This window comes from Sulfitobacter sp. GN1-4 (assembly GCF_055693825.1).
In genome coordinates, this window is the sequence record NZ_JBVFUQ010000003.1 from 1,540,075 (window position 1) to 1,565,285 (window position 25,211).

General features: G+C 53.1%; 34 protein-coding genes and 1 tRNA gene. 21 read left to right on the forward strand and 14 right to left on the reverse strand.

Annotated elements, in window-relative coordinates; genetic code table 11:
* Positions 1–108: 108 nt before the first annotated feature.
* The gene (locus ACZ1HM_RS08055) at positions 109–1,398 is read right to left on the reverse strand and encodes an O-acetylhomoserine aminocarboxypropyltransferase/cysteine synthase family protein (protein ID WP_472742324.1); all 1,290 of its coding nucleotides are present in this window, start codon (positions 1,396–1,398) and stop codon (positions 109–111) included.
* 103 nt (positions 1,399–1,501) lie between these two features.
* Positions 1,502–2,599, reverse strand: coding sequence for a hypothetical protein (locus ACZ1HM_RS08060; protein WP_472742325.1), 1,098 nt, complete (start codon positions 2,597–2,599; stop codon positions 1,502–1,504).
* A gap of 93 nt (positions 2,600–2,692) precedes the next feature.
* Here ACZ1HM_RS08060 and ACZ1HM_RS08065 point away from each other — a divergent pair, with 93 nt between their 5' ends.
* Positions 2,693–3,268 (forward strand): hypothetical protein, encoded by a 576-nt coding sequence (locus tag ACZ1HM_RS08065; RefSeq protein WP_472742326.1) that lies wholly within the window; start codon positions 2,693–2,695, stop codon positions 3,266–3,268.
* 180 nt (positions 3,269–3,448) lie between these two features.
* Here the strand turns inward: ACZ1HM_RS08065 and ACZ1HM_RS08070 are convergent, their stop codons facing one another.
* Entirely contained in the window at positions 3,449–3,865 is a 417-nt protein-coding gene (locus tag ACZ1HM_RS08070) for a MerR family transcriptional regulator (protein ID WP_299140231.1), read from the reverse strand.
* Positions 3,866–3,937: 72 nt separating this feature from the next.
* On the opposite strand from ACZ1HM_RS08070, the gene ACZ1HM_RS08075 reads away from it, so the two are divergent.
* Genes ACZ1HM_RS08075 through ACZ1HM_RS08085 form a run of 3 tightly spaced genes read left to right on the forward strand, consistent with a single transcriptional unit; the run spans position 3,938 to position 5,891 of the window.
* The gene (locus ACZ1HM_RS08075) at positions 3,938–4,708 is read left to right on the forward strand and encodes a transglutaminase-like domain-containing protein (protein WP_299140232.1); all 771 of its coding nucleotides are present in this window, start codon (positions 3,938–3,940) and stop codon (positions 4,706–4,708) included.
* On the forward strand, positions 4,708–5,343 hold the full coding sequence (locus ACZ1HM_RS08080; protein ID WP_299140235.1) for a cation efflux transmembrane domain-containing protein: 636 nt from the start codon (positions 4,708–4,710) through the stop codon (positions 5,341–5,343). Before ACZ1HM_RS08075 ends, ACZ1HM_RS08080 begins: the two co-directional genes overlap by 1 nt.
* Positions 5,340–5,891, forward strand: coding sequence for a methyltransferase family protein (locus ACZ1HM_RS08085; RefSeq protein WP_299140238.1), 552 nt, complete (start codon positions 5,340–5,342; stop codon positions 5,889–5,891). The genes ACZ1HM_RS08080 and ACZ1HM_RS08085 overlap by 4 nt, the downstream gene beginning before the upstream one ends.
* Before the next feature lie 67 nt (positions 5,892–5,958).
* Here the strand turns inward: ACZ1HM_RS08085 and cueR are convergent, their stop codons facing one another.
* Entirely contained in the window at positions 5,959–6,342 is a 384-nt protein-coding gene (gene cueR / locus ACZ1HM_RS08090; protein ID WP_299140241.1) for a Cu(I)-responsive transcriptional regulator, read from the reverse strand.
* A 109-nt stretch (positions 6,343–6,451) separates the two neighbouring features.
* Here cueR and ACZ1HM_RS08095 point away from each other — a divergent pair, with 109 nt between their 5' ends.
* From ACZ1HM_RS08095 to ACZ1HM_RS08120, 6 genes are all read left to right on the forward strand, one after another.
* Positions 6,452–7,201: a glutaredoxin family protein gene (locus ACZ1HM_RS08095; RefSeq protein WP_299140244.1), complete on the forward strand. Its 750-nt coding sequence runs from the start codon at positions 6,452–6,454 to the stop codon at positions 7,199–7,201.
* Positions 7,202–7,275: 74 nt separating this feature from the next.
* Positions 7,276–7,710, forward strand: coding sequence for a c-type cytochrome (locus tag ACZ1HM_RS08100; RefSeq protein ID WP_299140246.1), 435 nt, complete (start codon positions 7,276–7,278; stop codon positions 7,708–7,710).
* Positions 7,711–7,736: 26 nt separating this feature from the next.
* Positions 7,737–8,078 (forward strand): copper resistance CopC family protein, encoded by a 342-nt coding sequence (locus ACZ1HM_RS08105; protein ID WP_299140251.1) that lies wholly within the window; start codon positions 7,737–7,739, stop codon positions 8,076–8,078.
* Between the two features lie 2 nt (positions 8,079–8,080).
* On the forward strand, positions 8,081–8,929 hold the full coding sequence (locus ACZ1HM_RS08110) for a CopD family protein (RefSeq protein ID WP_299140254.1): 849 nt from the start codon (positions 8,081–8,083) through the stop codon (positions 8,927–8,929).
* Between the two features lie 8 nt (positions 8,930–8,937).
* Positions 8,938–10,236 carry a multicopper oxidase family protein gene (locus ACZ1HM_RS08115; protein WP_299140257.1) on the forward strand — a complete coding sequence of 433 codons (1,299 nt, stop codon included), beginning with the start codon at positions 8,938–8,940 and terminating at the stop codon, positions 10,234–10,236.
* Positions 10,233–10,658, forward strand: a complete 426-nt coding sequence (locus tag ACZ1HM_RS08120) for a c-type cytochrome (RefSeq protein ID WP_299140259.1) — start codon at positions 10,233–10,235, stop codon at positions 10,656–10,658. The genes ACZ1HM_RS08115 and ACZ1HM_RS08120 overlap by 4 nt, the downstream gene beginning before the upstream one ends.
* Positions 10,659–10,676: 18 nt before the next feature.
* Here ACZ1HM_RS08120 and ACZ1HM_RS08125 read toward each other — a convergent pair whose 3' ends face one another.
* Positions 10,677–10,901 (reverse strand): GDCCVxC domain-containing (seleno)protein, encoded by a 225-nt coding sequence (locus tag ACZ1HM_RS08125; RefSeq protein ID WP_472742327.1) that lies wholly within the window; start codon positions 10,899–10,901, stop codon positions 10,677–10,679.
* On the reverse strand, positions 10,880–11,086 hold the full coding sequence (gene merF / locus ACZ1HM_RS08130; protein WP_299140263.1) for a mercury resistance system transport protein MerF: 207 nt from the start codon (positions 11,084–11,086) through the stop codon (positions 10,880–10,882). The genes ACZ1HM_RS08125 and merF overlap by 22 nt, the downstream gene beginning before the upstream one ends.
* Before the next feature lie 107 nt (positions 11,087–11,193).
* Between merF and ACZ1HM_RS08135 the strand changes: the two genes are divergently transcribed.
* Positions 11,194–11,601 (forward strand): MerR family transcriptional regulator, encoded by a 408-nt coding sequence (locus ACZ1HM_RS08135; RefSeq protein ID WP_299140266.1) that lies wholly within the window; start codon positions 11,194–11,196, stop codon positions 11,599–11,601.
* A 28-nt stretch (positions 11,602–11,629) separates the two neighbouring features.
* Here the strand turns inward: ACZ1HM_RS08135 and ACZ1HM_RS08140 are convergent, their stop codons facing one another.
* On the reverse strand, positions 11,630–12,289 hold the full coding sequence (locus ACZ1HM_RS08140; protein WP_472742328.1) for a Crp/Fnr family transcriptional regulator: 660 nt from the start codon (positions 12,287–12,289) through the stop codon (positions 11,630–11,632).
* Here ACZ1HM_RS08140 and ACZ1HM_RS08145 point away from each other — a divergent pair.
* Entirely contained in the window at positions 12,261–12,782 is a 522-nt protein-coding gene (locus ACZ1HM_RS08145; RefSeq protein WP_299140271.1) for a hypothetical protein, read from the forward strand. The two genes, ACZ1HM_RS08140 and ACZ1HM_RS08145, sit on opposite strands and share 29 nt — an antisense overlap.
* 162 nt (positions 12,783–12,944) lie before the next feature.
* Positions 12,945–13,505, forward strand: coding sequence for a recombinase family protein (locus ACZ1HM_RS08150; RefSeq protein WP_472742329.1), 561 nt, complete (start codon positions 12,945–12,947; stop codon positions 13,503–13,505).
* Positions 13,506–13,516: 11 nt separating this feature from the next.
* Here ACZ1HM_RS08150 and ACZ1HM_RS08155 read toward each other — a convergent pair whose 3' ends face one another.
* Positions 13,517–14,503, reverse strand: coding sequence for a recombinase family protein (locus ACZ1HM_RS08155; RefSeq protein WP_472742330.1), 987 nt, complete (start codon positions 14,501–14,503; stop codon positions 13,517–13,519).
* Between the two features lie 242 nt (positions 14,504–14,745).
* Between ACZ1HM_RS08155 and ACZ1HM_RS08160 the strand changes: the two genes are divergently transcribed.
* On the forward strand, positions 14,746–14,925 hold the full coding sequence (locus ACZ1HM_RS08160; protein WP_472742331.1) for a hypothetical protein: 180 nt from the start codon (positions 14,746–14,748) through the stop codon (positions 14,923–14,925).
* Positions 14,926–14,941: 16 nt separating this feature from the next.
* On the opposite strand, the gene ACZ1HM_RS08165 is transcribed toward ACZ1HM_RS08160, so the two are convergent.
* Together ACZ1HM_RS08165 and ACZ1HM_RS08170 are read right to left on the reverse strand one after the other, a co-directional pair.
* Complete coding sequence (locus tag ACZ1HM_RS08165) at positions 14,942–15,535, reverse strand: hypothetical protein (RefSeq protein ID WP_472742332.1); 594 nt, start codon at positions 15,533–15,535, stop codon at positions 14,942–14,944.
* A gap of 460 nt (positions 15,536–15,995) precedes the next feature.
* Positions 15,996–16,307: a hypothetical protein gene (locus tag ACZ1HM_RS08170; protein ID WP_472742333.1), complete on the reverse strand. Its 312-nt coding sequence runs from the start codon at positions 16,305–16,307 to the stop codon at positions 15,996–15,998.
* Between the two features lie 177 nt (positions 16,308–16,484).
* Between ACZ1HM_RS08170 and ACZ1HM_RS08175 the strand changes: the two genes are divergently transcribed.
* Complete coding sequence (locus tag ACZ1HM_RS08175) at positions 16,485–16,895, forward strand: helix-turn-helix domain-containing protein (RefSeq protein WP_472742334.1); 411 nt, start codon at positions 16,485–16,487, stop codon at positions 16,893–16,895.
* Positions 16,896–17,039: 144 nt separating this feature from the next.
* Here ACZ1HM_RS08175 and ACZ1HM_RS08180 read toward each other — a convergent pair whose 3' ends face one another.
* Complete coding sequence (locus tag ACZ1HM_RS08180; protein ID WP_472742335.1) at positions 17,040–17,927, reverse strand: ImmA/IrrE family metallo-endopeptidase; 888 nt, start codon at positions 17,925–17,927, stop codon at positions 17,040–17,042.
* Positions 17,924–18,247 (reverse strand): helix-turn-helix domain-containing protein, encoded by a 324-nt coding sequence (locus ACZ1HM_RS08185; protein ID WP_472742336.1) that lies wholly within the window; start codon positions 18,245–18,247, stop codon positions 17,924–17,926. The genes ACZ1HM_RS08180 and ACZ1HM_RS08185 overlap by 4 nt, the downstream gene beginning before the upstream one ends.
* A 191-nt stretch (positions 18,248–18,438) precedes the next feature.
* Here ACZ1HM_RS08185 and ACZ1HM_RS08190 point away from each other — a divergent pair, with 191 nt between their 5' ends.
* The 3 genes from ACZ1HM_RS08190 to ACZ1HM_RS08200 are packed head-to-tail and all read left to right on the forward strand — an operon-like array spanning position 18,439 to position 21,183.
* Positions 18,439–19,689 carry a nucleotidyltransferase domain-containing protein gene (locus ACZ1HM_RS08190; protein ID WP_472742337.1) on the forward strand — a complete coding sequence of 417 codons (1,251 nt, stop codon included), beginning with the start codon at positions 18,439–18,441 and terminating at the stop codon, positions 19,687–19,689.
* Positions 19,690–19,715: 26 nt separating this feature from the next.
* Positions 19,716–20,162 carry a type II CBASS E2 protein gene (locus ACZ1HM_RS08195; RefSeq protein ID WP_472744583.1) on the forward strand — a complete coding sequence of 149 codons (447 nt, stop codon included), beginning with the start codon at positions 19,716–19,718 and terminating at the stop codon, positions 20,160–20,162.
* Positions 20,152–21,183, forward strand: a complete 1,032-nt coding sequence (locus ACZ1HM_RS08200; RefSeq protein ID WP_472742338.1) for a CBASS cGAMP-activated phospholipase — start codon at positions 20,152–20,154, stop codon at positions 21,181–21,183. Before ACZ1HM_RS08195 ends, ACZ1HM_RS08200 begins: the two co-directional genes overlap by 11 nt.
* A gap of 309 nt (positions 21,184–21,492) precedes the next feature.
* Here ACZ1HM_RS08200 and ACZ1HM_RS08205 read toward each other — a convergent pair whose 3' ends face one another.
* Positions 21,493–23,136 carry a site-specific integrase gene (locus ACZ1HM_RS08205; protein WP_472742339.1) on the reverse strand — a complete coding sequence of 548 codons (1,644 nt, stop codon included), beginning with the start codon at positions 23,134–23,136 and terminating at the stop codon, positions 21,493–21,495.
* A 93-nt stretch (positions 23,137–23,229) separates the two neighbouring features.
* Positions 23,230–23,314, reverse strand: a tRNA-Tyr gene (locus tag ACZ1HM_RS08210).
* 110 nt (positions 23,315–23,424) lie between these two features.
* Between ACZ1HM_RS08210 and rlmB the strand changes: the two genes are divergently transcribed.
* The 3 genes from rlmB (at position 23,425) to ACZ1HM_RS08225 (ending at position 25,202) form a co-directional block, all read left to right on the forward strand.
* Entirely contained in the window at positions 23,425–24,201 is a 777-nt protein-coding gene (gene rlmB / locus ACZ1HM_RS08215) for a 23S rRNA (guanosine(2251)-2'-O)-methyltransferase RlmB (RefSeq protein ID WP_472742340.1), read from the forward strand.
* 65 nt (positions 24,202–24,266) lie between these two features.
* Positions 24,267–24,524, forward strand: coding sequence for a hypothetical protein (locus ACZ1HM_RS08220; protein WP_472742341.1), 258 nt, complete (start codon positions 24,267–24,269; stop codon positions 24,522–24,524).
* A 210-nt stretch (positions 24,525–24,734) separates the two neighbouring features.
* Entirely contained in the window at positions 24,735–25,202 is a 468-nt protein-coding gene (locus ACZ1HM_RS08225; protein ID WP_472742342.1) for a CoA-binding protein, read from the forward strand.
* Positions 25,203–25,211: the final 9 nt, after the last annotated feature.

A 25,211-nucleotide genomic window follows, 5' to 3' on the forward strand; every position in this document is an offset into this window, starting at 1 on the left:
AAGCGCTTCAAGGAAAGTGCTGCGGTTGCCGCATCGCATCCTGAGTATGCGGCACGAATCTTCGTTTTGGGTAAATCGCCCGGCTTCGATCGAAACCGGGCGGTTTTGTTAGCTGGACGCCTTAGTCAACGCCTGATCCAAATCGGCAATCAGATCGTCTGCATCTTCCAGGCCGATAGAAATGCGCACCACATTGGGGCCTGCACCGGCGGCTTCTTGCTGCTCGGTGGAAAGCTGGCGGTGCGTGGTGGAGGCTGAGTGGATGACAAGTGACCGTGTATCGCCCAGGTTCGCCACATGGCTAAAGATCTCAAGCGCGTTCACAAGTTTGACACAGGCGTCATATCCGCCCTTCACCCCGATGGTGAAAAGGGCACCGGCCCCCTTGGGGCAGACGGTTTTGGTGCGCTCATAATAAGGGGAGGATTTCAGACCCGCATAGGTCACTTTCTCAATGCGGTCGTCCTTTTCCAGCCACTCCGCCACTTTCTTGGCGTTTTCAACATGCCGGTCCATGCGCAGGCTTAGCGTTTCGGTGCCCATCAAAGTATAGTGCGCGGCCTGTGGGTTCATGGTCATGCCCAGATCGCGCAGGCCAATTGCGATGCTGTGGAAGGTAAAGGCCAGATTGCCAAAGGTCTCATGGAATTTCAGACCGTGATAGGCAGGCTCTGGTGCGCTCAAAGAGGGGAATTTGTCATTGCCGGACCAATCAAACTTGCCCGAATCCACAACACAACCTCCCGTGACGGTCCCGTTCCCGGTGAGGTATTTCGTGGTGGAATGCACAACCAGCGTCGCGCCATGCTCAATCGGGCGCACCAGGTAGGGGGTTGCTGTGGTGTTGTCGATAATCAGCGGGATTTCTGCGGCATCCGCAATATCCGCGATGGCGCGCACATCCATGATATAGCCACCTGGGTTCGCAATCGCCTCGCCAAAGACCGCGCGGGTGTTGTCATCAATCGCCGCTTTGACCGCGTCCAAATCATCAAAATCGACAAACCTGCATTCCCAGCCAAACCGTTTGATCGTCTGGCTGAACTGGGTGACCGTCCCGCCGTAAAGACGGGTGGACGCCACGATGTTCATGCCGGGTGACATCAGCGGGAACAGCGCCATGATCTGCGCCGCATGGCCGGATGAACAGCACACCGCACCCACGCCGCCTTCCAGCGTTGCGATACGTTCTTGCAGAACGGCCACCGTTGGGTTGGTCAGGCGCGAATAGATAAAGCCGACTTCTTGCAGGTTGAAAAGTGCTGCTGCGTGATCAGCATCGCGGAAAACGTAAGCGGTGGTTTGGTGGATCGGCGTCTGCCGCGCGCCGGTGGCCGGGTCAGGGCGTGCGCCTGCGTGGATTTGCAGCGTGTCAAAGCCGTAAACGGGATCGGTCATGTAAAATCTCCTTTGAAAGGCCCGCGTGGGGGATGGGCCATGGTTACGGGATCGGTGCTGGCCAGACAAGCCAAGCCCGCCAGTGAAGGAAAAGCCCGCCAAATCACCCCTCAGGGTGTTTCAATGTTCTGGTGGCGCGGTGCTTTGCAGAACGTTTGTCCCCGCGGCGGGGGCGGCAAACGGCAAAAATAAGGGCTAGCAGAATCCAAAACCCGTTCTTTTTGATCCGGTTTCGGATCACCTGTTCTTTGCGGGGCAGGTTTTCCTGATCAAAGAGCGCGCGCACCTTTTGACCGCGCCCCTGCAAAACCATCCTTTTGATCGCATCCGATCCTTTGAGCACTTTCTTGAGCTTGTTGGGCGCCGCGACGGTTTCCAACACCTCAATCACCTTGTCGCTTTCGCGCGCATAAATCAGCGGCAGCAGCCGGTAATGGCAGCTGACGTCGCCGTCCAGATAGCCCGGCGGTAAGGTGTCCCGACCACCGCCAAGCGCATGGATCACAAGCGGTAGGGCGATTTGGTCGAGCCAGGGATCAAAGCTTTGTGCACAAAGCTCAACTGGCGGTGCGTCGCGGATGGCCAAGGCGTACTCCAAAAACGTCTCACCAAAGACATGCGGGCATTTGTAATAGAAAAAGCCTGCGTTGAAATAGAGATACCTGCGCCAGTATTCATCCGGCTGGCTCAGATCGAGGCTGCTTTCAAAATCAAGGTCGAACTTGTCATAAAGCGATTTCCAGATCCCCGCATATCCCGGCCCATAAAGCTGGGGTTCAGGCCAGGTGCCTTCGCGCCGAAGCGAGGCTGAGGGGCGATCAAAGTCAAAGGGAACGGTGTTCAGATCGCCGGTGATCAGCGTATCGCTATCAAAGAAAACAAAGGGCTCTCCCTTGGGCAGGGCCGTCAACATCTCGATCTTGTTGCCGTAGGGGTATTTTTGCCCAAAGTGCTTGTTTTCAAAGGGCAGTATTTCCGCCCCCAGATCCGCCAGTGCTGCACGCACCTCGGCGTTTTTGATCGCGGGGCTGTTGGACCATAGCATCCCGGGCTGCGGCTCAGCTACGAAAAGCTTGCCCTGAAAATCCGGGGATGTGTGCCGCAAAGACGCTGCAAAAAGCAGGGCCTCATAGGCCAGCCGTCCTTGCTGAGCCACCACGACAACATTGAAAATTTGCGAGCCTGCGGCTTTGCGTGCCATAACTGCTGTGCGCCCTGTTTTTTTCAGAGTGTTATAGGCGCGAAATGGATTTGACAAAAGAACGCATTTTTCGGCCCCGACGGGAGAAGACCCATGCTTGACATATTTTTCGTACTCCTTGCCGCCGGCATGAGTGCTGCACCACAAGACAGTGCCGCCACGGCCGCAGTGACGGCCCCCCAGGCCAGTGAGACCGCGCAGGTGCAGACAGAAACCACCCAGATCGCGCCAGCGGCGTCAACCGCTGATCCATCCGCAGAGTTCAACATGGCCGTTGTACCCGCTGGCCTTGTGGCTGATCCGCAAACGCCTTCGGGCAAGTTCACCACAGCGGTGGAAGTCAAACCAATCATGGAGGCCACCAAAGGCAACTGGGTGGCCGTCAGGGATTACGATGGCAAAGACTGGCTTTATGTCACCCACATCTGGTCCTGGCGCTGTGGGCTGAAAGCCATGGCAATTTCGGTCAACGATGAAACGATGCAAAACTGGCCCTTGCCGCCGTGCCACGAACAATTCACCACCCCCAACGCCGTGCTGGAAGACGATGGACTGCCGGTGCTGACCTTTCGCCAAGGCTCAGTTCAGACCATCACGATCCAGGTGGTCTACGACGATCTCAGCATGGATGTGGCCCGCTTTGACCGCGCAAATGTTTTGATCCCCTAAGGGGGACGCCGAGAACATCTGGGAAAGAGAGAAAGTGGTGGGCGACCCTGGAATCGAATTTAGTACCCTGATCATGAAGAAAAAACGCTATTATATTTAATGATTTATATATCGCCTTCACCGAGCGAGTGAGAAATTTGTATCGAATTTTTGGCCTAATGTATCGAAATAGTACGATTGCTAGTGGTCGCCACGACAGTGTTGGTGGTCGGCCAACGATGCTAGAACATAGCACTCTTCCGAATTTCCTTCCCCATCACATCCGTCGGCGATGCGCACCAGTTCGGTTTCCAGTGCCTTGAGCCTTAGAAGCTTCTCTCGCACATCGGTCAGTTGATGCTGGGCGATCTCAGTGGCCTGTTGGCAGGAGCGGTCAGGATGTTGTTGTAAATTAATCAACGCGGTGATGGCTTCAATGGAGAATCCAAGGTCACGGGCATGTCTAATGAATCCCAACCGTTCCAGACCATCTTTGTCATAACGTCGTTGATTTCCTTCGGTGCGACCTGCGGATACCAGCAATCCAACCTGTTCATAGTACCGAATGGTCGGAACTTTCACACCCGTCTGCTTTGACAGTTGCCCGATAGAAAACATACGATTTACCTCTTGAAGCTCTAGTCACTAGAGGTTGTAGATAGGGTGGGACACAAAGAAAAGGCGATTCGTATGTCCTCTGATTCAATGACCCAACAGACCCCACTCCTCAATTACTCAGCAGGCCCGATCCAGTCACTGATTGCGGATCGAGGGTGGTCCAAACTTGAACCCGCCGAACGGGCAGAAGCCGCCTATGAGTTTGTCAGGAACGAAATCGCATTTGGCTATAACAGCGACGACACGCTGACAGCCAGTGACGTGCTGCGAGATGGTTACGGTCAGTGCAATACAAAGACCACGCTACTGATGGCATTGCTGCGGGCCTTGGATTTGCCGTGCCGCTTCCACGGCTTCACGATCCACAAGTCCCTGCAACGTGGTATCGTTCCCGAAATCGTCTACCCCCTTGCACCTACCAACATCCTACACTCTTGGGTGGAAGTTCTGTTGGACGGGAGGTGGGTCACCCTTGAGGGTTTCATCCTTGATGATGCGGTGCTGGCTGCCCTGCAAACAGCTTTCCCTGATCAGGATAGCATCTGTGGCTATGGTGCTGGCACGGACAACCTCCACGCACCTGATGTCGGATGGTCTGGGCATGATACATACATCCAAAGAACTGGGATCAACTCTGACTTTGGAATATTCGCATCACCAGATGCATTTTACACGGAACATCAGCAACTGCGTGGCATCAAAGGATTGCTGTATAGACTCATGATCCGCCACTGGATGAATGTACGTGTGGAACGCCTCCGTCGTGGCCTGGTGCCGACCATCCCCAACGGTCCTGCAACAGCATTGCCCCCTCAACATCCTAATGTGAAGGAGGCTGTGTAATGTCAGGTTGCTGTGGACATGATGCGAAGTTCGAAGGCGTCTCTGCTGATTACAAACGCCGCCTATGGATCGTTATCGCCCTGAACGCCATGATGTTTGTGGTCGAGATGTCGGCGGGTCACTACGCCAAATCTCAGGCCCTTCAGGCCGATGCATTGGATTTCTTAGGCGATGCCCTGACCTACGGCATTTCATTGGCAGTCATCGGTGCGTCAATACAGGTGCGCACGAATGCTGCATTGGCAAAGGGACTGAGCCTCCTGTTGATGGGGCTTTGGGTCTTTGGCTCGACCCTTTACCGCGTATTCTACGTTGGAGTGCCTGAAGCGGGCATTATGGGCGTCGTTGGTGTCATGGCATTGGCAACAAACCTCGCCAGCGTTCTCTTACTTGTTCGATACAAAGACGGAGATGCCAATGTCAGATCGGTCTGGCTGTGTTCACGCAACGACGCCATCGGCAACGTAGCTGTTGTCTTTGCCGCCCTCGGCGTCTGGGGGACAGCGACAGGTTGGCCTGACCTCATTGTTGCGGGGGTCATGGCGACATTGTTCCTGTCGTCGGCATTCCAGATCGTGCGTCAGGCGTTGCTGGAACGTCGAGATGCGATGCAGCACATCCATGGGGCAACATGATGGTCGTTCTGCTTACATCCATTGGGATCGTTATTGCGTTCGGGACCTTGGCTGCGATGGTCTGGTCCATCGTTTATCCCGAACGCCGACTGTGGCCACCAAATGAGTATACAGCACTGACACCGATTTTGGTTTGGGTGCCAACGTTCACCCTGTTCGGCACCATGATTGGCGTTGGTGTGATGGAGTGGGGTTCTTGGTCCATTCCCGCTGCGATCAGATACGGTTTGGGAGGGGCGTTGATCGCCCTTGGCAATCTGGGTGTGTGGTCGGAAGTGATGAAGTTTGGCGTCGATCAAACAGGCGGTGCTTCTGGGGTGCTACGGACAGGAGGGCTGTATCGGTATTCCCGTAACCCGCAATATGTATCGGATATGATGATCGTGCTTGGCTGGATGTTGATGTCGGCATCGCCTTCGGCATTCGTGATCGGTTTGGTGTCCGTATCGGTCCTCATCGTAGCCCCATTTGCGGAAGAGCCTTGGTTGAGACGGACCTACGGTGAGCGATATGCCGATTATGCTACCAAGGTCAGGAGGTTCCTATGAAGCGTATCGGACACGTTGATCATTGTGCGCTCATCCAAGACCCAAAGGCTTTGGCTGAGATCAACGGTTAACCGAGATAATCGATGATCGGACAATCGGGGCGATGATCACCACGGCAAGATGTCACCAGGTGAGCTAACTCATCATGAAGCGATTGAAGTTCACGTTGCTTCTCTTCGATCTCTTCCAGTCGCTTAGTCGCTATGCGTTTCACTTCTGCACTGGTGCGGTCCTGATCCTGGTATAGTCCGAGGAGTTCACGGCACTCTTCGATGGTGAAACCAAACTCGCGTGATCTTCGGATGAACACGAGCTTTCGCACAGAAGCATCGTCATAGGTGCGATACCCTGCATTAGAACGCGACGGAGCTTGAACAAGGCCGATGTCAGCGTAGTAACGCACGGTTTTGACGGGGAGACCCGCAGCCTTTGATGCAGCAGAAATATTCACCGAACTCACCTCTTGACCTTCCAGTTACTGGAGAGATTAGGTTGGTGATGAATGAGTTTCAAGGGACCAGTCGGATGGATGCCCGCACCTTGGTAAGGAATGAATGACGATGCCCAAAGATACCGCCAACAAAACTGCCACCCTCTATCGGATGGTAATGACCGATCACATGTGTCCGTACGGATTGAAGTCGAAAGACTTGCTGGAACGTCTGGGCTTTCAAGTTGATGATCGCCACCTCACCAGCCGTGACGAGGTTGATGCGTTCAAAGCCAAGCATGATGTAAAGACGACGCCACAGACATTCATTGGCGAAACCCGCATTGGTGGCTTCGATGATCTGAATGCATACTTTGGGAAAACCACCAAGGCTGAAGATGCCACGACCTATAAGCCCGTGGTTGCCTTGTTCACGGTTGCTGCTTTGATGGCTGTTGCAGTCACCTGGCTCATCCTTGGCACCATGTTCACAGAGCGGACGGTTGAGTTGTTTATCTCGATTTCAATGGTCTTGTTGGGTCTACAGAAACTGCAAGATGTTGAACGGTTCGCCACCATGTTCCTGAATTACGACCTGCTTGCTCAGCGATGGGTTCCCTACGGCTACGTTTATCCTTTCGTTGAGACGGGAGCGGGGCTGCTCATGATAGCGGGTGTTCTTACTTGGATTTCAGCACCAGCCGCGTTGTTTGTGGCAAGCATCGGCGCGATCAGTGTGTTCAAGGCGGTCTACATCGACAAACGCGAACTTAAGTGCGCCTGTGTCGGCGGTGACAGCAAAGTTCCACTTGGGTTCGTGTCGCTTACCGAGAACCTGATGATGATCGGTATGGCAATCTGGATGCTCTCAAAGCTGTGATCAGAAAGCGTTTGACCCTCCACCTACTGGAAAGCTTAGCAACATCAAGAAAGACATGAGGAGCAGTGCATTCAATGAAATCGACTATCGCTATTGCTGCTATTTTGGTTGCAGGTGGTGTGGGCTACGCGATGTGGCCCACAGTACCGCACACGACAACGACAGACGCTGCCATCGCCATGGAAGACGGAGTTCTTGCAAATGTCCTGCTGCCTGACACGCTGTCGCAGAATGCCCAGATCGGGCAACTCGCTTATGAGGCCAAATGCGCGGCTTGCCACGGGCTGAATGCGGCGGGCCAAGATGGCGTCGCACCGCCGCTGGTCCACGTTATCTATGAACCAAGCCATCACGGTGATGAGGCGTTCCAACGGGCCGCCGCTATGGGCGTTCGGGGACACCATTGGCCGTTTGGCGACATGCCCCCAGTTGAGGGTGTAACACGGGGCGATGTCACGATGATCATCGCCTACATTCGGGAACTGCAACGTGCCAACGGGATCAACTGATCTCCAACAACAAGACTGGAAAAACGATGAAGAAGATTCTACTCGCAGGCATGATCGGGATTTGGGCGACAGGTGCGATGGCACACTCACCCCTCGATACAACGACACCAGCTAACGAGGCCATCGTCACAGAGATGCCGACCGAAGTCTTGATGAACTTCAAAGGTGACATCCGTCTGACGCGGGTCGCGATCACACATGCCGACACACACAGTATGGACATGGACCTTGGCGACCAAACGGCGTTCACACAGGAGTTTGCCTTGCCAATGCACGACATGGGTGCGGGAACCTATGTGATCGAATGGCGTGGGCTTGGAGTAGATGGCCACGCCTTGAACGGCACCTTTAGCTTCACAGTCGAATAACGATGCCTGATGCGTTCGGTCTGGCGGCCATCGTCACAAAATTTGCCCTCTACCTTGGCGTGATGACTGCTGCTGGCACTGTCATGGCGACGCTGATGTTTCGGCTAGATCGCACACGTGGTTTGGCCGCAGCATTCGCCGTTCTAGGGTTGGCGGCGACCGTCCTTGCCTTCTCATTACGCGGAGCCAACCTGACGGGTGATCTCAGCGGTATGACTGATCCAGAGATGCTGGGCCTGCTATGGACGACGCCTGTCGGTACGGCATTGCTATTGCGTTTGGTGGGTCTCGGCCTGTTGATCGCTGGCTTGTTTATGGGGCGTGTTGGAGCTTGGGTCGCGGTTTTGGGTGGAATCATTGCGATCTGGTCATTCGATCACGTTGGACACATCTCTAGCCGAGACACGACGCTGCTCGACATCGCATTGACGTTGCACTTGTTAGCTGTTGCCCTGTGGATCGGTATTCTTACACCATTGAAACGCTTGGCAACATCAACTGTCACATTCGCTTCGGCGGCGGATGTGGGACATCGATTTGGCGTTGTTGCGGCTGTCGCAGTCCCCGCGCTTATCATCGTTGGTGGTTACATGGGCTACCAGCTTGTCGGTTCGCTCCCTGCGCTTTTGGGCACAGGATACGGGCAGGCATTGATCATCAAGGTGTTACTGGTCGGTCTGCTTCTTGGGTTGGCTGCGGCCAATAAACTTCGGTTCATTCCTGCGCTTCGAGCAGGTGATCCAGCCGCTGCAAGCCATCTCTCCAAATCTATATCAGTCGAATGGTTGGTCATCCTCGCGGTACTGGGAACGACCGTTGTTCTCACAACAACTCTGACTTTGCCAACATGAGGCACCACATGAACAGACGACACTTCTTGGCTTCCGCCTCAGCCACAGCGGTCATGCCCCTCCCGAGCTTTGCAGCCCAAGAAACAGTGCGATTGAGGGCAGAAGCGGTGACGCAACAAATCCTACCAGATGGAAATGGCGTGACATCCATGCTGGGCTTCAACCGATCAATGCCAGGTCCCGAACTGCGGGTGCGTCGTGGTGAGCGTGTGAGCATCGATGTTGAGAACGGTCTTGAAGAAGGCACCGCTGTGCATTGGCACGGCATCAGGCTGGAAAACCAGATGGATGGCGTCCCGATGTTGACGCAAGAGTTGATTGATCCTTACGACACCAAAACCTACAGCTTTGTCCCACCTGACGAAGGCACCTATTGGTATCATTCCCATTACATTTCACATGAACAAGTCGCACGTGGCATGATGGGAGCACTGATTGTTGAGGATGAAACTCCCCCAGATATCAATCACGACATCACTGTGTTGATGGCAGATTGGCAGATGCAGGAAAATGGCAGCCTATCAGATGAGTTCACTGACATGCACAGCGTCGCCCATGCCGGTTACCTGGGAAATTTCGCCCGTGCGTTCCTGTCCCAAGATCAGGTGAAAACTGGGGATCGGGTCAGGTTTCGACTGATCAACGCCGCCACTAACCGAATCTTTCCCGTCGCGATCAGCGGCGTCAGCGGGTCTGTCGTGGCCTTGGATGGCATGGCTCTATCGGAGCCACGTCCTATGGCCGAGCTTACCCTCGCACCCGCACAACGGGCCGACTTGATCGTAGACATCACTGGTCACGTTGGGTTTGATATGTTGACCCGTCAAGGGCCATATAGATTGGCTGATCTGGCTGTGAGTGGCACAAACACGGATAGGATGGGTGGGCCGATCATGGCCCTGTCGCCGCCTAATCTGCCAACACCTGCTGATCCCACGCAACATCTGACGTTGACGATGATGGGGGGTGCAATGGGCGGTCGCCATGATGGTGATAACATCTGGGCCTTCAACAACGTTTCGGACCTACAAGGCGACCCGTTCGGATCATTCCAAAATGGTGAGACTGTGCGGATTACACTTGTAAACGACACCTCGTTCCCACACGGCATCCACCTGCATGGTCACCACTTCTATGAGGTTGATGAGAGTGGAGCCTTGGGCGACCTGCGTGACACAACTCTGGTAAACGCAGGTGAAAGCCGTGATGTCATTTGTGTCTTCGATAACCCTGGTCGCTGGTTGATCCATTGCCACATGCTCAGCCACGCCGTTGGCGGGATGCGAACATGGGTGAATGTGGCATGAGGTGGGTGATCCCAATCTTGCTGTCTTTGGCATCCCCAGTCGCCGCTGATCACAACTGGGATCACCGCGACATCGTTGCGGGTCAAAGCCTATATGCATCCAACTGCGCATCGTGCCACGGTGCTAATCTTGAGGGGCAGCCGAACTGGCGAACCCCTGACGCTTATGGTGTACTTCCAGCCCCGCCGCATGACGAGACGGGCCATACATGGCATCATGATAATGAACTGCTGTTCGAATACACTAAGTTCGGTGGTGCTGCCGCATTGGAGGTTAGGGGTGTCACTGGGTTCAACAGCGGGATGCCAGGCTTCGGCGAAACACTCACCGATGACGAGATATGGGATATCCTCGCCTACATCAGATCAACTTGGTCTGAGCGGGAACGCGATGTCCAAGCCAGCAGGAACCCTCCCCACTAACAATTCAGTGGAGTCGTTTCATCCACAACAGGACTTGCCCTCTTGTATCGGCGGGCAAGGAACCGTTGCATACGAACAGTAAACGCAGCAATCACCGCTCAGTGGCTTGAGTACAGTTTGGCATGACTTGCATTCGTAAAACCACTGACACGCATCTGTTGGCATCATTTCAGTTTCAACATGCCCACAGTCGGGACAGGTCAGTTTGGACTCAAGAACAACTACTGTTTCCGTCGTTGCCATACCGCGTACCCCGTAAGAATAAGAAACCCAGCCAGAATTGGCAGCAAAACTGCGTCGTTATACAGCACACCCAATAACCCAGTAAGACCGAGTGCGGTCAAAACGATTGGTAGCAACGGCGTAAAGCAACACAGCGCAGCAAGCAGCGTTCCCCCAATGCCAAATGCCAATAGTTTATTTTTCATATTGCTATCCCTCGTCGTCCCGACTGTGCGGTTATCGCCAAAGTTTTATTTGCATTGGCACCCGCCATCCAGTCATAGCTCCTGTAGCGACTACAGGAGCAAGAGAAATGTTTACCATCGGGAAAGCTTCGCAGAAGAGCGGCGTCCACATTGAGACGATCCGTTATTACGAACGTGAAGGGCTTGTTCCGAAACCTGATCGCTCGGCGGCGGGGCGACGCCTGTATACCGCTGATGAAATCGCAAAATTGCGTTTCGTAAAGCGTTGCCGTGATCTTGGGTTTCCGATGTCGATCATCCAAACGTTGCTTTCACTGAACGACGAGCAAGGCCGTTCTTGTAAGGAAGTGAAGAGCATGGCCGAAGACCAAATTGTTGCGATCAATGCCAAGATTGATAGTCTTGAACGACTTCGTGCGGCCTTACAGAGCCTGTCTGCGAGTTGTGATGAGGGGACATCTTCATGCCCGATGCTGGACAGCTTGATGAGTGAAGCTCCGACGGTGCCAGTTTAGCTGACTATCAGCCAATTAATCTGAATGATTACGCTAGGCTGTACTGTCCACGTCCCGTTTGAACCACACGACCGTCATCACACAATGCCCGCAGTGCGCGATAACAAGCTTCATGGCTAAGATTGATGCGGGTCGCCAACTCGGTGACCGTTGCATCGAGGTAGCCTGCCTGAACAGCCGCCAGTATGCGTTCTTTGGCTGACGGGATTGCCAGCAACTCGATATGTGCGCGGTACTGTTGGACCTGAACAGCCAGCAACCTTGTGAAGCCTTCGGAGAACGCAGGATTGGATTGCATCGTAGCAATGACATCCGCCTTTGCGATCTTTGTGACGCTGCCAGCCGCAGTGCAAATCGCATCGCAATGGTAGTTCTCTGAGAAGATTGATGCCTCCGCAAACAGCCCGCCCGACACCGCTCTGTGAAGGGTCAAGGTGTCGCCACCCAGCCCAGTGCGTTGCAGCGTCACGTAGCCAGAAACGACACGGTAAAGTCCCGATGCTGTCTGATCCTGGCGAAACAGCACGTCACCTTTTTGCATGTCAATTGCGCGACACGCAGTCTTGGGTAGATGGGAGAAAGGATCAGCAATCATATGATCGAGATCATAAGCGACCAAAGTGAAGTTGGATAGGGTTATCAAGAAAAAGGAGGATTCAATGAAGCTAGGACTTTTATCAGCAGCCATGATGTTCGTCGCATCGGGTGCTATGGCACAACATGCGCATACGTCGGGGTCACCTAATGAAACGGGTCAGTCACAGTTCGCAGCGATTGCTGAGATCGTCACCCTGCTGCGTGATGACCCAGACACGGATTGGGCGCAGGTCGATATCAAAGCTTTGCGTGATCATCTCGTGGATATGGACAACGTGACGACTAAAGCGTTGGTTGAACGAAGGGTCGATGGCTTGGGAGTGACATTCATAGTCATGGGGGATGAAGTAGTCGGGGAATCCATCAGGCGTATGGTGTTGGCACATAGCCCAATGTTGCAGCGATCATCGGATTGGACAGTCATCGCGGAAGAAGTGGGAGGCGGCGCATCAATGTTGGTTCAGACAGCTTCGGAGGAAGAGTTGAACCAAGTGCTGGGACTGGGATTCTTTGGGTTGATGACAATCGGTGCGCATCACCAACAGCACCATCTCATGATCGCGATGGGGCAGTCTCCGCACTAACCGCTTCGTTTCTCGCAAACGGTCGTTTACGGAGTTCTCGATACTAGCTCGAACAAGCTGCAATTAAGTCATGTATTATCGATTCTGATCTTATCAAAAACCCCTATCGATTCAAATCAATCATCCTGTTATGATCATGATGAGTTTCGAGAAGGAGAGTAAATGAACATAGGTTACGCACGGATCAGCACCGACACCCAAACACATGACGCGCAGCTAACAGCACTGAAGGCTGCGGGGTGCGAGAAGATATTCACTGAGACGGCTTCAGGCGCGAAGAAAGATCGTCCTGTGTTGGCTGACGCATTGGCTTATCTTCGTCCCCATTCCGAAGACAAACTGGTGGTGTATAAGCTTGACCGCGTTGCCCGCAGTCTACCACACTTGATTGAGATCATGGATCAATTGAACCGTGACGGCATCGAGTTTCAGAGTTTGTCAGAGGCCATCGACACCAAGACACCCGGTGGCAGGCTCTTGTTCCACGTCATGGGTGCCATATCGGCGTTCGAACGTGATCTTATTGTCGAACGCACTCAGGCCGGTCTCCGGGCAGCAAGGGCAAAAGGACGAGTTGGCGGACGCCCAAAGAAGATGACTGAAGACAAAGTGGCAGCGGTTCGAGAACTCTTGGCAAACGGTACGGCGGTGAGAGATGCGGCTGCGGCTGTTGGGGTATCCGTTCCTACCCTCTACAGATGGCTCCCTGGGGCACAGCGTTGACTGTGCACCCCTCATAGAGCCTTTGGCGGCCCTCTGCACCGTCCTGTACCATCGTGGTCATAGGTGGCCTTATGGCGGACGAGACCCACGGGAGAGTGAGGTACACGGGGTAGTGTCTGAATGTAGAGCGCAATTGGCTTGACCAAGGCGAGTGGAGATATCGTAGCTTTCTGCTTTTTTCGGATATACCGATATCTGGTTTGCTGAATAGCTAGTTTGACCAATTTTCTGATGCGACGCCTTGGGCGGTGAAAGCTGTCTTTCGCATGGTCCCAAAGCTTCTTTTTCCCTTTCACGAGTTGAGAAAGGCTGCCTGGCGTGAACAGCCTTCCTTGTCCTGTACGGACGCCGCGTTCATTCAACTCGTCACACAAAAATTGATATGCTGGCTGTCTGCCTCGGTTTTGAATTACGTTTTCCTTCAGGATACTTAGAGCGAATTCGAACCTGTCTTTTGCTTTGTTCTTCTGTGTGTTCGTACCCTTAGGAGAGATTCTAACAATATCGGGGTTTCCCAGAATGCCACCGTTGGCCAAGAACCGATCTGTCCCCTGCTGACGGCGTATGTCTTTAGCTTGCGTCCGCTCAGCAATCCGGTGGTGGTCACCATCTGTCATCATTTCAGTTAGGCTTTTCCCACAGCTTGTAGCGTAAATGCGATGGCCCAACCCCTGGACTTGGAGCATCTCAAATACTGCTGTGACCCGGCCAATCCGATCAAACTCAGACACAAGCATGATCATATCTGGATCGCGCTTCATCTGCCGAATTGCTGAGCCCAACTGGCCACCGATACGTTTCTCGATATCGGCTTTGCCTGACATGACCTCTTTTCGTTGGGTTGTATCGGGTGTGGTCAACCGTAGCTTCGGTATCGCCTTTCTAATTGTGGTGATCTGGTTCCTATAGTCGCTTTTCTTTTGTTTTGGTGTGCTGACACGCAGATAGACGACAGAGGGACCTGAGCGATACAAACGTTCCAACCTATTTGCAGTCATTGGATTTCTCCATGTAAAGGCTTGACTATAAAGAGGGGCAAAGTTGACCAGATTGCCCCTAATTATATTGACGACAGCCTGTCGTGCCTGTGAGGTTTGTGCGCTGATTGACCACGTGTCAGACAGGTTGCATGGCTATTTAGCGGACTGCACGAGAGGGCATGTCAATTCGCATCCCCGAACCTGCCTCGTCGGTCGGAACTGACACCTAAATACATGGAGACAAAGGGAGACCCGTCACCATGGCACATGTCCGCAATACAATCCGAAACATCGATCAGGCACTCCTACTGGAGGCACGGGTGCTCGCTTTGCAGTCAGATCAATCGTTAGGTGAAATCGTCACCGCCGCCTTAGAATTCTATCTGGCCGACCAACTTGGTTGGGAAGAACCGACGGTCGCGGAGGATGCAGAAGGCTAATGCGGCTGATGTGCGATTACATCAGGTATTCAACGTTGCCTGCATCAGAAATTGAGTTGGCTCGCCCCTGAAGAAGTGACGAAAGTGCCCGTACGGCACTGCTTATCTTCGCATCCAGGCATTCGATCCCAAGACCATCTGCAAACGTAAGTTCGTCGCCACACCGAGCCATATCCACTTGGATGGTCAGCGGTGTATCGCAATGGTTCGAGTATTCAAAAATGGGGTAGTCCTCGTCAGGATATCCAAGGTCTGCAATATGGTAAATCGAAAGCTCGGCCTTCCAGTTGTCCCGTGGCAAATGCTGGACGTTTACCGCAAAGATCAAAAGCTGAACACTGTTCGAAAAGGGCACTTGTAGCAGCGTTGGATATACTTTTTCAGGATCAAGGCCGATCAAGCCCCAGTCGTTGCAATTGTCGTCGAACACGAAGTTGTCGTCACGAAGCCAAGGTTCGAAAGCAAGATCAAATCCCGCATCTGCATCATAGCCTGCATCACTTGCACGACGTTGAAGCTCTTGAATGTCTTGCTGCTTTCTGATGGCCAAAGCCACTTGGTTTGCCGGTGTGTTAAAGTGGCCCGGCACCACTGTCTCTGCATGTTTCATTACGAAACCTCCTTTACGTTAGCAGGTTCGAGAGGAATCGACCTCTCTCAACAATTGTTGTTCACCTGATGTAGGAAGCCCGACTAAAACTGCAATATTCTCGTAACCGATTGTTCAAAATATATTTTTTTCGTGAAGAAAAAAATAATCTCCAGTGCTTCACAAGAGAACCGTGAGGGCCCTTATCGACGACCACGAAAGGGCAACACATTGCTGTCGGTTGGTCTGGAGGACCACTTCGATGCGTCGCTTTGCTCGAATTTGCATGTTTTTGACGCCCTGATTTTTACAAGGCCATCAGCATAAACACGCGATAGATCATAGCTAGGTTTCCCATGCCGCAGCCGGAATGCGTTCCGACGAAAGATGGACTCAAGGAGCCGCTGTCGTTGTTCAGATGTTGCTTCGATGGGAGCCTCGCATTGGTGCTCAATAGGGTGGGCTGAATGGCCAGCAATGCTTATTGTGTGGTGACCCAAATGCTGTTCCCGTTGATCAAACCAGCCCAGGAAAGGCTGTTTTCGGAAAAGAACTCGGCAACCAGCGGATCGATCTCTCCAGAACCCATGGTACAACGGCCATCGGTACCCCGGGCAAACTGGATGCCGAAAATTTCGTCATCGACTTGGCCCTCGGCCATAGTGCCACAACGAGCTGACATTTGTTCAAGATCGGCCAAGAAGGCGTCAGTGTTCTCATACATGCTGTTGTCATCTGCCAACGCGGGTGTAGCAACGGCGATTATGGCGCATATCTTCATTATGGGGTTCATGGTCTCTCCTGTTTAGCAATGACGTGTTAAGGTCTGACAACGCATTAAGTGCGCATTTCCGAATCGCATCAATCATATTATGACGTTTTTGGTGGATTTATGCCATATTAAGTGACTGCATGAACTGGAGAAAATCAGCGATGATGTCGGCTAAGCAACAAAGATGGGTAAGCAAAAATGACCCCCAAGGTCCCCAACAACATCGCGAAACTCAGGAAAGTGCACAGTCTTTCTCAAGAGACACTGGCAGGTCGCCTAAACATGTCGGTCACTCAACTATCGCGGTTGGAGAGAGGGACATCATCCTTGACGCAAGCAAGGATCGCCGCATTGGCCAGCGTCTTCGACGTGGAACCACACGAAATCTTCAGCAGAGCCAGATCGAAGGAGCAGATTGATTTGGAGCTAATGCGAGAAGTGATTGTTCAGTTGGACGAAATGGTACTGAAGCTCGGCTTGTCTTTGACGCCGCAGCAGCGTGGTGACCTGACTATTGAGTTGTACAAGCTTGAATCTGAGGGCGTGGACCAAGGCAGTAGCCCGTTAGACTTACGCAAATACGAAGGGATGTTACGTTCGTTTCGCTAAGCCAAGTTGAATTGAGATTTGCTGGTCAACGTCCTTTATCGTTGTTTTACCAAACTTGCTGCCAATCCGCCTCGACCAACCAAACAGTCGCCTCTCATTTGTGATTGCGAGTGACGTTTGCAAGAGTTGTACAGTCTGGTCCTTTTAAAACTTTGGTTGGGCTTCCAAAAGGTCTAAGACATGTTCTTCTTCGACGCCCGCAACAGGAGCGGAATTGCCTAGAAGCAGAAGTGATAGCCCAAGGTCATAACGTTCCGATACGAGAGCATGCTCTTCCACCGGCTCACGCAACCACACTCCCTCTGGATGTGTGAGCTTTGGAACGACGCCTCGTGAATTTCGGTTTAGTGCGATCGAACTTTCGCATGGTACTTCAACCGGCGGGGAGATCGATGACTTGATATATGCTCCGCTTTTGAACGCTGGTTCGCTAGACCTTGCCCACAATACAAAACCCTCTCGACTGACAACGAGCAATGCACGTCGCTGTGTGAAAGACAGCCATCGAAGCGTCGCGGCCATCAGGGACACGCCATACCTCTCGGCACATTTACCGAGGTCATCTAGATCAGCCGGAGCTTTTGGATTGATCTGGTTTCGAAAATCATCAAGTGGCATTAGTAGATTGGCCGCGAACTGGTTTGCCTCGGCCTCAAGCCGGTTGTATTCGCTATCCCACGCGGCCATATCCTCAGGCCGACATTCAAATCCGTTAGGATATTTTTGCCGGTGGATCAGATAGTGGCCGAACTCGTGGGCGATGGTAAATCGCCGTCTGCCGTCTGACTCGATGGAACTGGCATAACCTATGCCCCACTCTGGTTTGCCACCCGGGTGTGGCGTCAAGAATCCTTCGAAGCCATCAGTATTGCGCTCTCGGACGCGGGTTATTGGATCGCCGGGATACTTTTGCTTGCTGTAATCGACAGCCAGCTTTTTAACATCGATTGGGAATCGGTCTTCACCGTAGGCTGCTCGAAGCACTATCGAAAGGTCAAATGCCCAACGTTCCGGTGTTTTTTCCATGGTCATTCGTCATCCCAAAGGTCGAGGGTTTGGCGCATCTTGTCCTTTTTCTTAGGATCAAGGCTTACGAATTTTCGAAAGAAAACTCTGTCTTCTGGCGATAGGTCATCTTCGCTGTTGAATGGTGTGCCCATCAGGTGATCCAGAGTGGTATCCAAAGCTTCTGCTATTGCTGATAGCTTGTCTGCCGACGGTCGTGGTGGGTTCTTGTTTTCGAGTTCCCAGATATAGCTCTTGCTGCTACCTGCATTGGTCGCAAGTTGGTCTAGGGTGAGTCCCTTCCTTTTTCGAAGTTCACGAATTCGGTCCCCCATATTGTTGGTCATTTTGATCCTCCCTGTTGCAAAGTTCACTATGGCGAACTTTTTGTAATTGACAAGCGCGACGTTGGGACGCATGTATGTTCGGAGTTGATGTATTTTTTTGGCGTCTAGTCTGCACGACGCCCAGCATATCGAACAGTAACCTGTCGCCCTCACTAAATGTTGTGATGGCCAGACCTTAGAAAGGGGTCACCATGAATAAGCAACTGGGGGTGCCACGTTCACCTTGGGACAATACTGGAGAACGGTTGCTGGCGGCAGCCGCTGTCAAAATCGAACTGCCTCCAAGCCATCACGCACTGTTGGCAGAACGTAAAGCTGCCATCGAAAAGCACCTGGAACGGGACGGCAGCCCACTCAAGGGACTCATTCGTCTGTTCTATCAGCAAGGATCAGTCGCTATCGGTGCAACCATTCGTGCCAAGTTTCGCTTCGAAGGTTTCGACATCGATATCATCGTGGAGTTGATGGTCAGTGGCATGACGCCCTGTGAGATATTAGACATGCTCTATGTTGCGGTTCGTGGTGAAAAGGGGTCGCGCTATTATGATATGACCCATCGTCAGTCCCGCTGCGTAACGATCACATACGCTGACGATATGCACATCGATCTTTCACCATCGATCTTACTGGATGAATACGACCCCCGGCGAAGCCACATCTTCCATTCGAAGTTGGAGGAGCCACGCGCCAACGACAAAATAGTACTCACCAACAGTTTCGCATTTGTGAGCGACTACAACGCCCGCTGCCCAATCGACAAAGATTTCCAACAAGAGTACTCGAAATTGGTTACGGCCTCAGACCGTGGTTGGGATCGCGTCATGGCCGACGCAGATACGGTGCCTGTACCGGCCCATTCTACGGTAGTTGGGGGCAAATCAGCCGTAACTGTCGCCCTCCAGTTGCTAAAGCGCAATCGGAATATCCGTTGGTCTACCCGTGACCGGCGTATGCCTGCTTCAGTAATGTATAGCTGCTTGAGCCTAGAGGTCGCAGCACCTGGGCGAACTATTGGAGAAAACCTGCGGGTCATCGCTACTTATATGCTGGAACGCCTTCAGGCAGCGAAGCGTCAGGGGGTACTCATTCATGTCGAAAACCCATGTTGCCCCGGTGACATCTTCACAGATCGCTGGCCAGAAAACCAAACAGCACAGGACCTTTTGATCACGGACCTGCGGCTCTTTCTCCAGCAACTCGAAGTGCTCCTGAGTACTGAATCTGCGTTATCGAAAAAGGTCCAAGTGTTGAAAGAACTGTTCGGCGAGAATGTCGGCCAGTCAGTCGTTGATGACCTCGGCGACGACTTGGGTGGCATGATCCAAAGCGGTCTTCACAAGTTTGGCCCGACCGGTGCGATACTTGCAGCACCTGCGGCAGCGGTTGCGAAGCCATCAATCCCGCCTTCAACCTTTTATGGCACTCATTGGTCTAAGCCATGAAGACACTGCAAGAACAAGTTAGAACCATGCGGCGTGATTGGCCTCAGTTCCAGCCGACGCTCGGCCTCGGGCCTGCCTCAGTAGCGTGGTTCGGTAACCTGACCGGTTTGGATCGCCCTTTTCACGTCAGTGTTGAGTACGGTTTGCCTCTTCAAGGGCGGCGAGACCTATGCAGGATAATGCCCGTTGTTCGTGTGCTGCGGCCTTCATTGGTGCCAAACTTTGATGCTGCCGAAGATGCACCTCTACCGCACGTGTATTTTGAAGGGCCTGACATTCGATTGTCGCCACTTTGCCTGTTCGACCCAATGGCCAAACAGTGGAATGGATCAATGTTGATCAGTAGGACGACCATCGGTTGGGCCGCTCGATGGTTGGCTTCGTATGAGTTTTGGGAGGCAACCGGTAGGTGGGTAGGTGGTGGGCGTCATGATGGCCCCGGTGAAGTAAAGGGGGCAGAATATGCCGCGTGATGACAAGTATGATCACACAGTTCCAAGACGCTCAGATGGGACACGACAAACCTTGAGACCGGTTCAGCCATGGCCTGAAGGTAAACCATTTCGCCTACTCAGCATTGATGGTGGAGGCATTCTCGGATTGCTGCCTTGCTTGGTGCTGGCAGAGCTTGAAAGCCGTTTCCTAGATGGCGAACCCATCGGAAACCATTTTCATATGATCACTGGTACAAGCACTGGTGGGATTATCGCCATGGGCCTTGCTCAGGGGAAATCTGCCCGTGAAATCTCCAAGATTTATTTGGAGCGTGGAGAGTTCATCTTTCCCGGCAACCGGCTACAGAAATGGATTAAGAAGCACCTTCAATACGTCATGCATACCTACAACCGGGACAATTTGGAAAATGAACTGCGTCGTGAGTTTGGCGATGCATTGTTTGGCTCAAGCAAGACCCCGCTGTGTATACCTTCATTTGAGGGGAGGTATGGTGAGCCCTACGTGTTCAAGACTCCACATCATCCCGATTATCAAAGGGATCAGCACAAGCCACTGGTTACGGTCGGCCTGGCCACCGCAGCAGCACCCACCAATTTTGCTTCATTGAAAGAGGGGGGTTACACTTTCGTGGATGGTGGTATTTGGGCCAACAATCCGACGATGGTTGGATTGGTAGATGCGTTGACCTGTTTTGATATTGATCGGCGACAGGTGCGCATTCTGAGTCTTGGTTGTGGTCAAGATATACACAAGATGACTTGGTGGCAGCGGGTTGGCGGACTGTGGCATTGGCGGAGCCATTTTACATCCTCTGTAATGCGGGCACAGTCCCATAATGCAATTGGTCAAGCTGGGTTGATGGTTGGGCGCAATAACCTAATTAGGCTGGATGCACCCGAAGTAGGGCAACGCATCGCGATGGATGATGTCGGTCGAGCGGTGGTTGAGATGCCACCGGTTGCCAGATCATTGACTGAAGCAAGTGGACATCGGATTGCGGAGCTATTTCTGGATCGCGAAGCGGCTCTGGTTGATTAACACAAACGCCGCCTTTCACTCGGCTGACCTTCAAAAGGGATTTGTCACACTGGAGTATTCGCAAGTGTCAGCATCTCGTTGGACTGGTTAAGCGTGCCTTAGAAGCGGTTGGCCATGTGTGAATAACCAAACTCAGAATATGGAATGGGCCGTACGTGTTGCACGACCCATAGAGATTCTAAAGCTGATTGGATCAACTCAACGATGTCCCAATAGTGAGCGGTATTTGTCCCAATAAGAGTATTTGAAAAATCACAAATATCCTTATTCTTATGGAAAAATTACACACTCATGCAGATGTATTTCATTTCACAAAACCCTTGGGTCGGTCGCATCCACCCAGCGTCGTTTGACATCAAATTCGGGGCCATCATCATAATGGCGAATGGCACCCGCTTCTTTGTGGCCCAAGATGGCACGTTGCACCTGAATGTCGGCACCAGCACGGCGCATAGCATTCACGAACGTCGAACGCAGCGAGTAGAGAGCTTTCTGGGGGTCCTTGATTGGTTCAGGCATCTGTTCTCGCAATAGCCTGGCGAAGTTGTGGCGGACAGAACCAACCTGGTCCGACTTGATCGTTTGGAACGTATCGAGTCCGCCGTTTCCTACCCATTCTGGCAGGTCTATTAGTTCAGGGTGCAGGGGTATCACTCTAGTTGAGCTTTCAGTCTTGCTGCCTCTGATCCTAATCATGTCCGCATTCACGTCGTCAGGAGTAAGTCTGATGACTTCGACTGGCCGCATCCCTGAGAACGCGAGGACGCGAACGACCATGTGAATCGCAGTACGTCGTTCGTCTGACAAACCTTTGGCAGGTTTGCCCCAGACCTCTTCTGCTGCGTTCAGCAGGCGACTAACCTCGGCGGGTTCAAAGGGCTTCCATTTCCGCTCTTCGATGGGGCGTTTATCGCGTGGAAGTTTCACACCATTCATTGGGTTTAGCTCAATCAGACCCTCATCGTAGGCGAAATTGAAAATGCCTTTGATTGGGGTGAACACTGCTTGAATGGAAGCAGGTTTTATCTCCCCGATCAAAGCATCCCTAAGACGTTTCAGGTCTTGGTTTCGAACATGCGCAATAGGAACATCGCCCGTGATCGCGATGAGCCTTGCAAGCTCACGACGATACTTAGACCTTGTTGCAGGTCTGATAGAATGAAAGTCGCAATACTTTTCGGTCATAGCGGTAAGTGTGTGCGGATCGGGTGAAAGTTCCGATATCTTGCGTTCCAGCTTTCTTTTGATGAAGTCATACTCATCTTTTTGATCAGGATCGGTAGGAGGGTCGCAATCTGGTCCGAACCCAACATCGTAGGCTTCGACCAACCAGTCCAAGTATAGTTCTGGTGCCATTGGTGGTGGTAGATTGATCAGCCTAATCTTGGCATCCTGAACGAGTTTAGGGTCCAGCGTTTCGATGTGTCTTACTATTTCTGGATATCGGTGGACATCCTTGGTCCTGTTTGGTGGATCACCACGCCTCGTTTCCTCGATCCAGAAGTTGATAGTCTCAATTGTGGTCTGCTGATCAGGTTTCCCCGCATATGCCGCTTCTGCATCACGCAACATTTTTGCAGCAGCTTGCCAGGGCCGAGGAATTGCATGACGGGGGAAGAACTGTTTCTCCCCATCAAGTTGCTCCGTCATCTCATAGAAGCGGGGTAGGTCGAGAGGGTCGGGTTCTGTGGCACGTCGGGCTTTGACCTTGCGAACAGCGGCAATGCCTGCTTGCCGCAGCTTCTCTGGATTGCGAAGGTCAGCAATAAGCTCATTATGTTCCTCAGCCCATGTGACGACCATCTGAACCGCTTTGGAGTAGCTGACATCGCCACAGGGCAACTGCCACCGACGTATGCCTAGATGGGCCTGCATCTTCTGCGGAACACGACGCTGGTAGAAGTATCGACCACGGTCGATTTTGAGGTAGGGAACCTTCTCTTCATCACTCATTGTATCGAAATCACGTCTGTTTGTATCGAAAATGGGCCTTATGGGGTGCATGATAGCACCTCATGGCCATAAAAAACAGCATGTTGAGTTTAATGGTGGGCGACCACTGGAATCGAACCAGGCGTGCGTCTCCGCGAGGGAGTTACAGTCCCCTGCCACACCTTGCGGCCTGTCGCCCACTACGTCTGCGCAATTGCGCCCGACGTGAAGGCGTGATTACAAGCGGGCCTGAGGGGCGTCAAGGCAAAATCTGACGCCAAATCTGCAGGTGTCGCGAAAGGGCAAATCATGAAGAAACCCAAGTGGGTGGTTCAAAAAGAGCAGGACAAAAAAGCCGAAGCAAATGCGACGGTTTGGCTCTTTGGTCTGCATGCGGTGCGGGACGCCTTGGTTAATCCCCGGCGCGAAAAGCTGACCTTGATGGTGACCCCGAACGCGCAGGCCAAACTTGCCGATGCGATTGAGGCGGGCGGGCTGGCGCCTGAGGTTGTGGACCCGCGAAAGTTCCGCCCGCCGATTGATCCTGCCTCTGTGCATCAGGGGGCTGTACTGGAGGTCAAGCCACTGAATTGGGGCAAGCTGGAGGACGTGGCCATTGGTGCGGCGGCCCCCCGTTTGTTGTTGCTGGACCGGGTGACAGACCCGCACAACGTTGGTGCCATCCTGCGCTCCGCTGAGGTGTTGGGGGCTTCTGCCGTTATTGGCACGCGCCACCATTCAGCCCCTGAAACCGGCGCATTGGCCAAAACCGCCTCAGGTGCCTTGGAACGCCAGCCCTATCTGCGGGTGCGAAACTTGGCCGATACGATCCGGGCATTGCAGGAAATGGGCTATCTCGTGCTGGGCTTGGACGGCGAAGCGGATGCAACGATTGAGGCCGCAGTTGAGGGCAAGCGCGACCGCCCTGTGGCCCTGGTGCTTGGGGCCGAAGGGCCGGGTTTGCGCGAAAAAACACGCGAAACGGTCGATGCCTTGGTCAAAATTGATGCCGCTGGGCAATTTGGCTCTCTCAACGTCTCCAACGCAGCAGCAATCGCCCTATATGCAGTGAGAGGAAATGCATAACGTGAGGCGATATGGGCCACCCAAGTAAAGTCGCAACCTGTTGTTTTTGCGGCAGTACCACTGTTTTGAGGCTGGACAAGCAGCGCCATGAGCTCAGCTGTGGCAGCTGCGGCGCGCCGCTGCGCGATCTAAAAATGCTGCCCGTGGCGGGCAAAAAGAAAAGCAAGGCTGTCAGCCACCAGCCCGACCTGCGCCGCTTTCCTGAGAAATCAAAGGCTGTGGCCTATAAAAAAACCAAGCCACGCAAGGCCAAGAAGCGCAAAGGCTGGTTCAAGGATCTGGCTGAGGACGTTTTTGATCTGGTCGAAGACATCTTTGACTAACACTCGGCAAAGGTTTGCCGATGGCGCGTGAAGTTGATCACAGCTTTGGCATCGCCCTTTTGGCGGAGGGCATCAGTTCCTATTTCAATGAGTGAACGCAGGTCTTTGGAACTTGCCTGCGTTGTCACTGTCCCTCGTTCCGCACTCACGCGCTCTGAGGCTGTTGCCTGAGAGCGCTTTTTTTGTGCGCAGGGCAGGGTAAGCACGGCCATGGAATATTCAGACGCAGTATTGCGAGACGTTTTGAAGCGGGCCAAGCGAATTGCCGTGGTCGGCGTATCGACCAACCCGGTTCGGGCCAGCTATTTCGTGGCCCGGTATCTGGGCCTGAAGGGGTTTGAGGTGGTGCCGGTGAACCCCGCCTATGCCGGACAACAGCTTTTCGACCGCGAGATTGTCGGCAGTTTAGCTGAGATTGAGGGGCCGGTGGATATGGTCGATATCTTTCGCCGCTCTGAGGCCGTGCCCGATATTGTGGATGAAGCATTGGCGCTGTTTGAGGGGCTTCAGACCATCTGGATGCAGATCGGGGTGGAGCACGCCCAGGCAGCTGCACGCGCAGAGGCGCGGGGCGTCACGGTCATTCAGAACCGCTGTCCAAAGATCGAATATCAGCGCCTTTTTGGCGAGCTGCGGATGGGTGGGTTTGCGACCGGGGTTATCTCGAGCAAGCTTTAGCGGACGTGC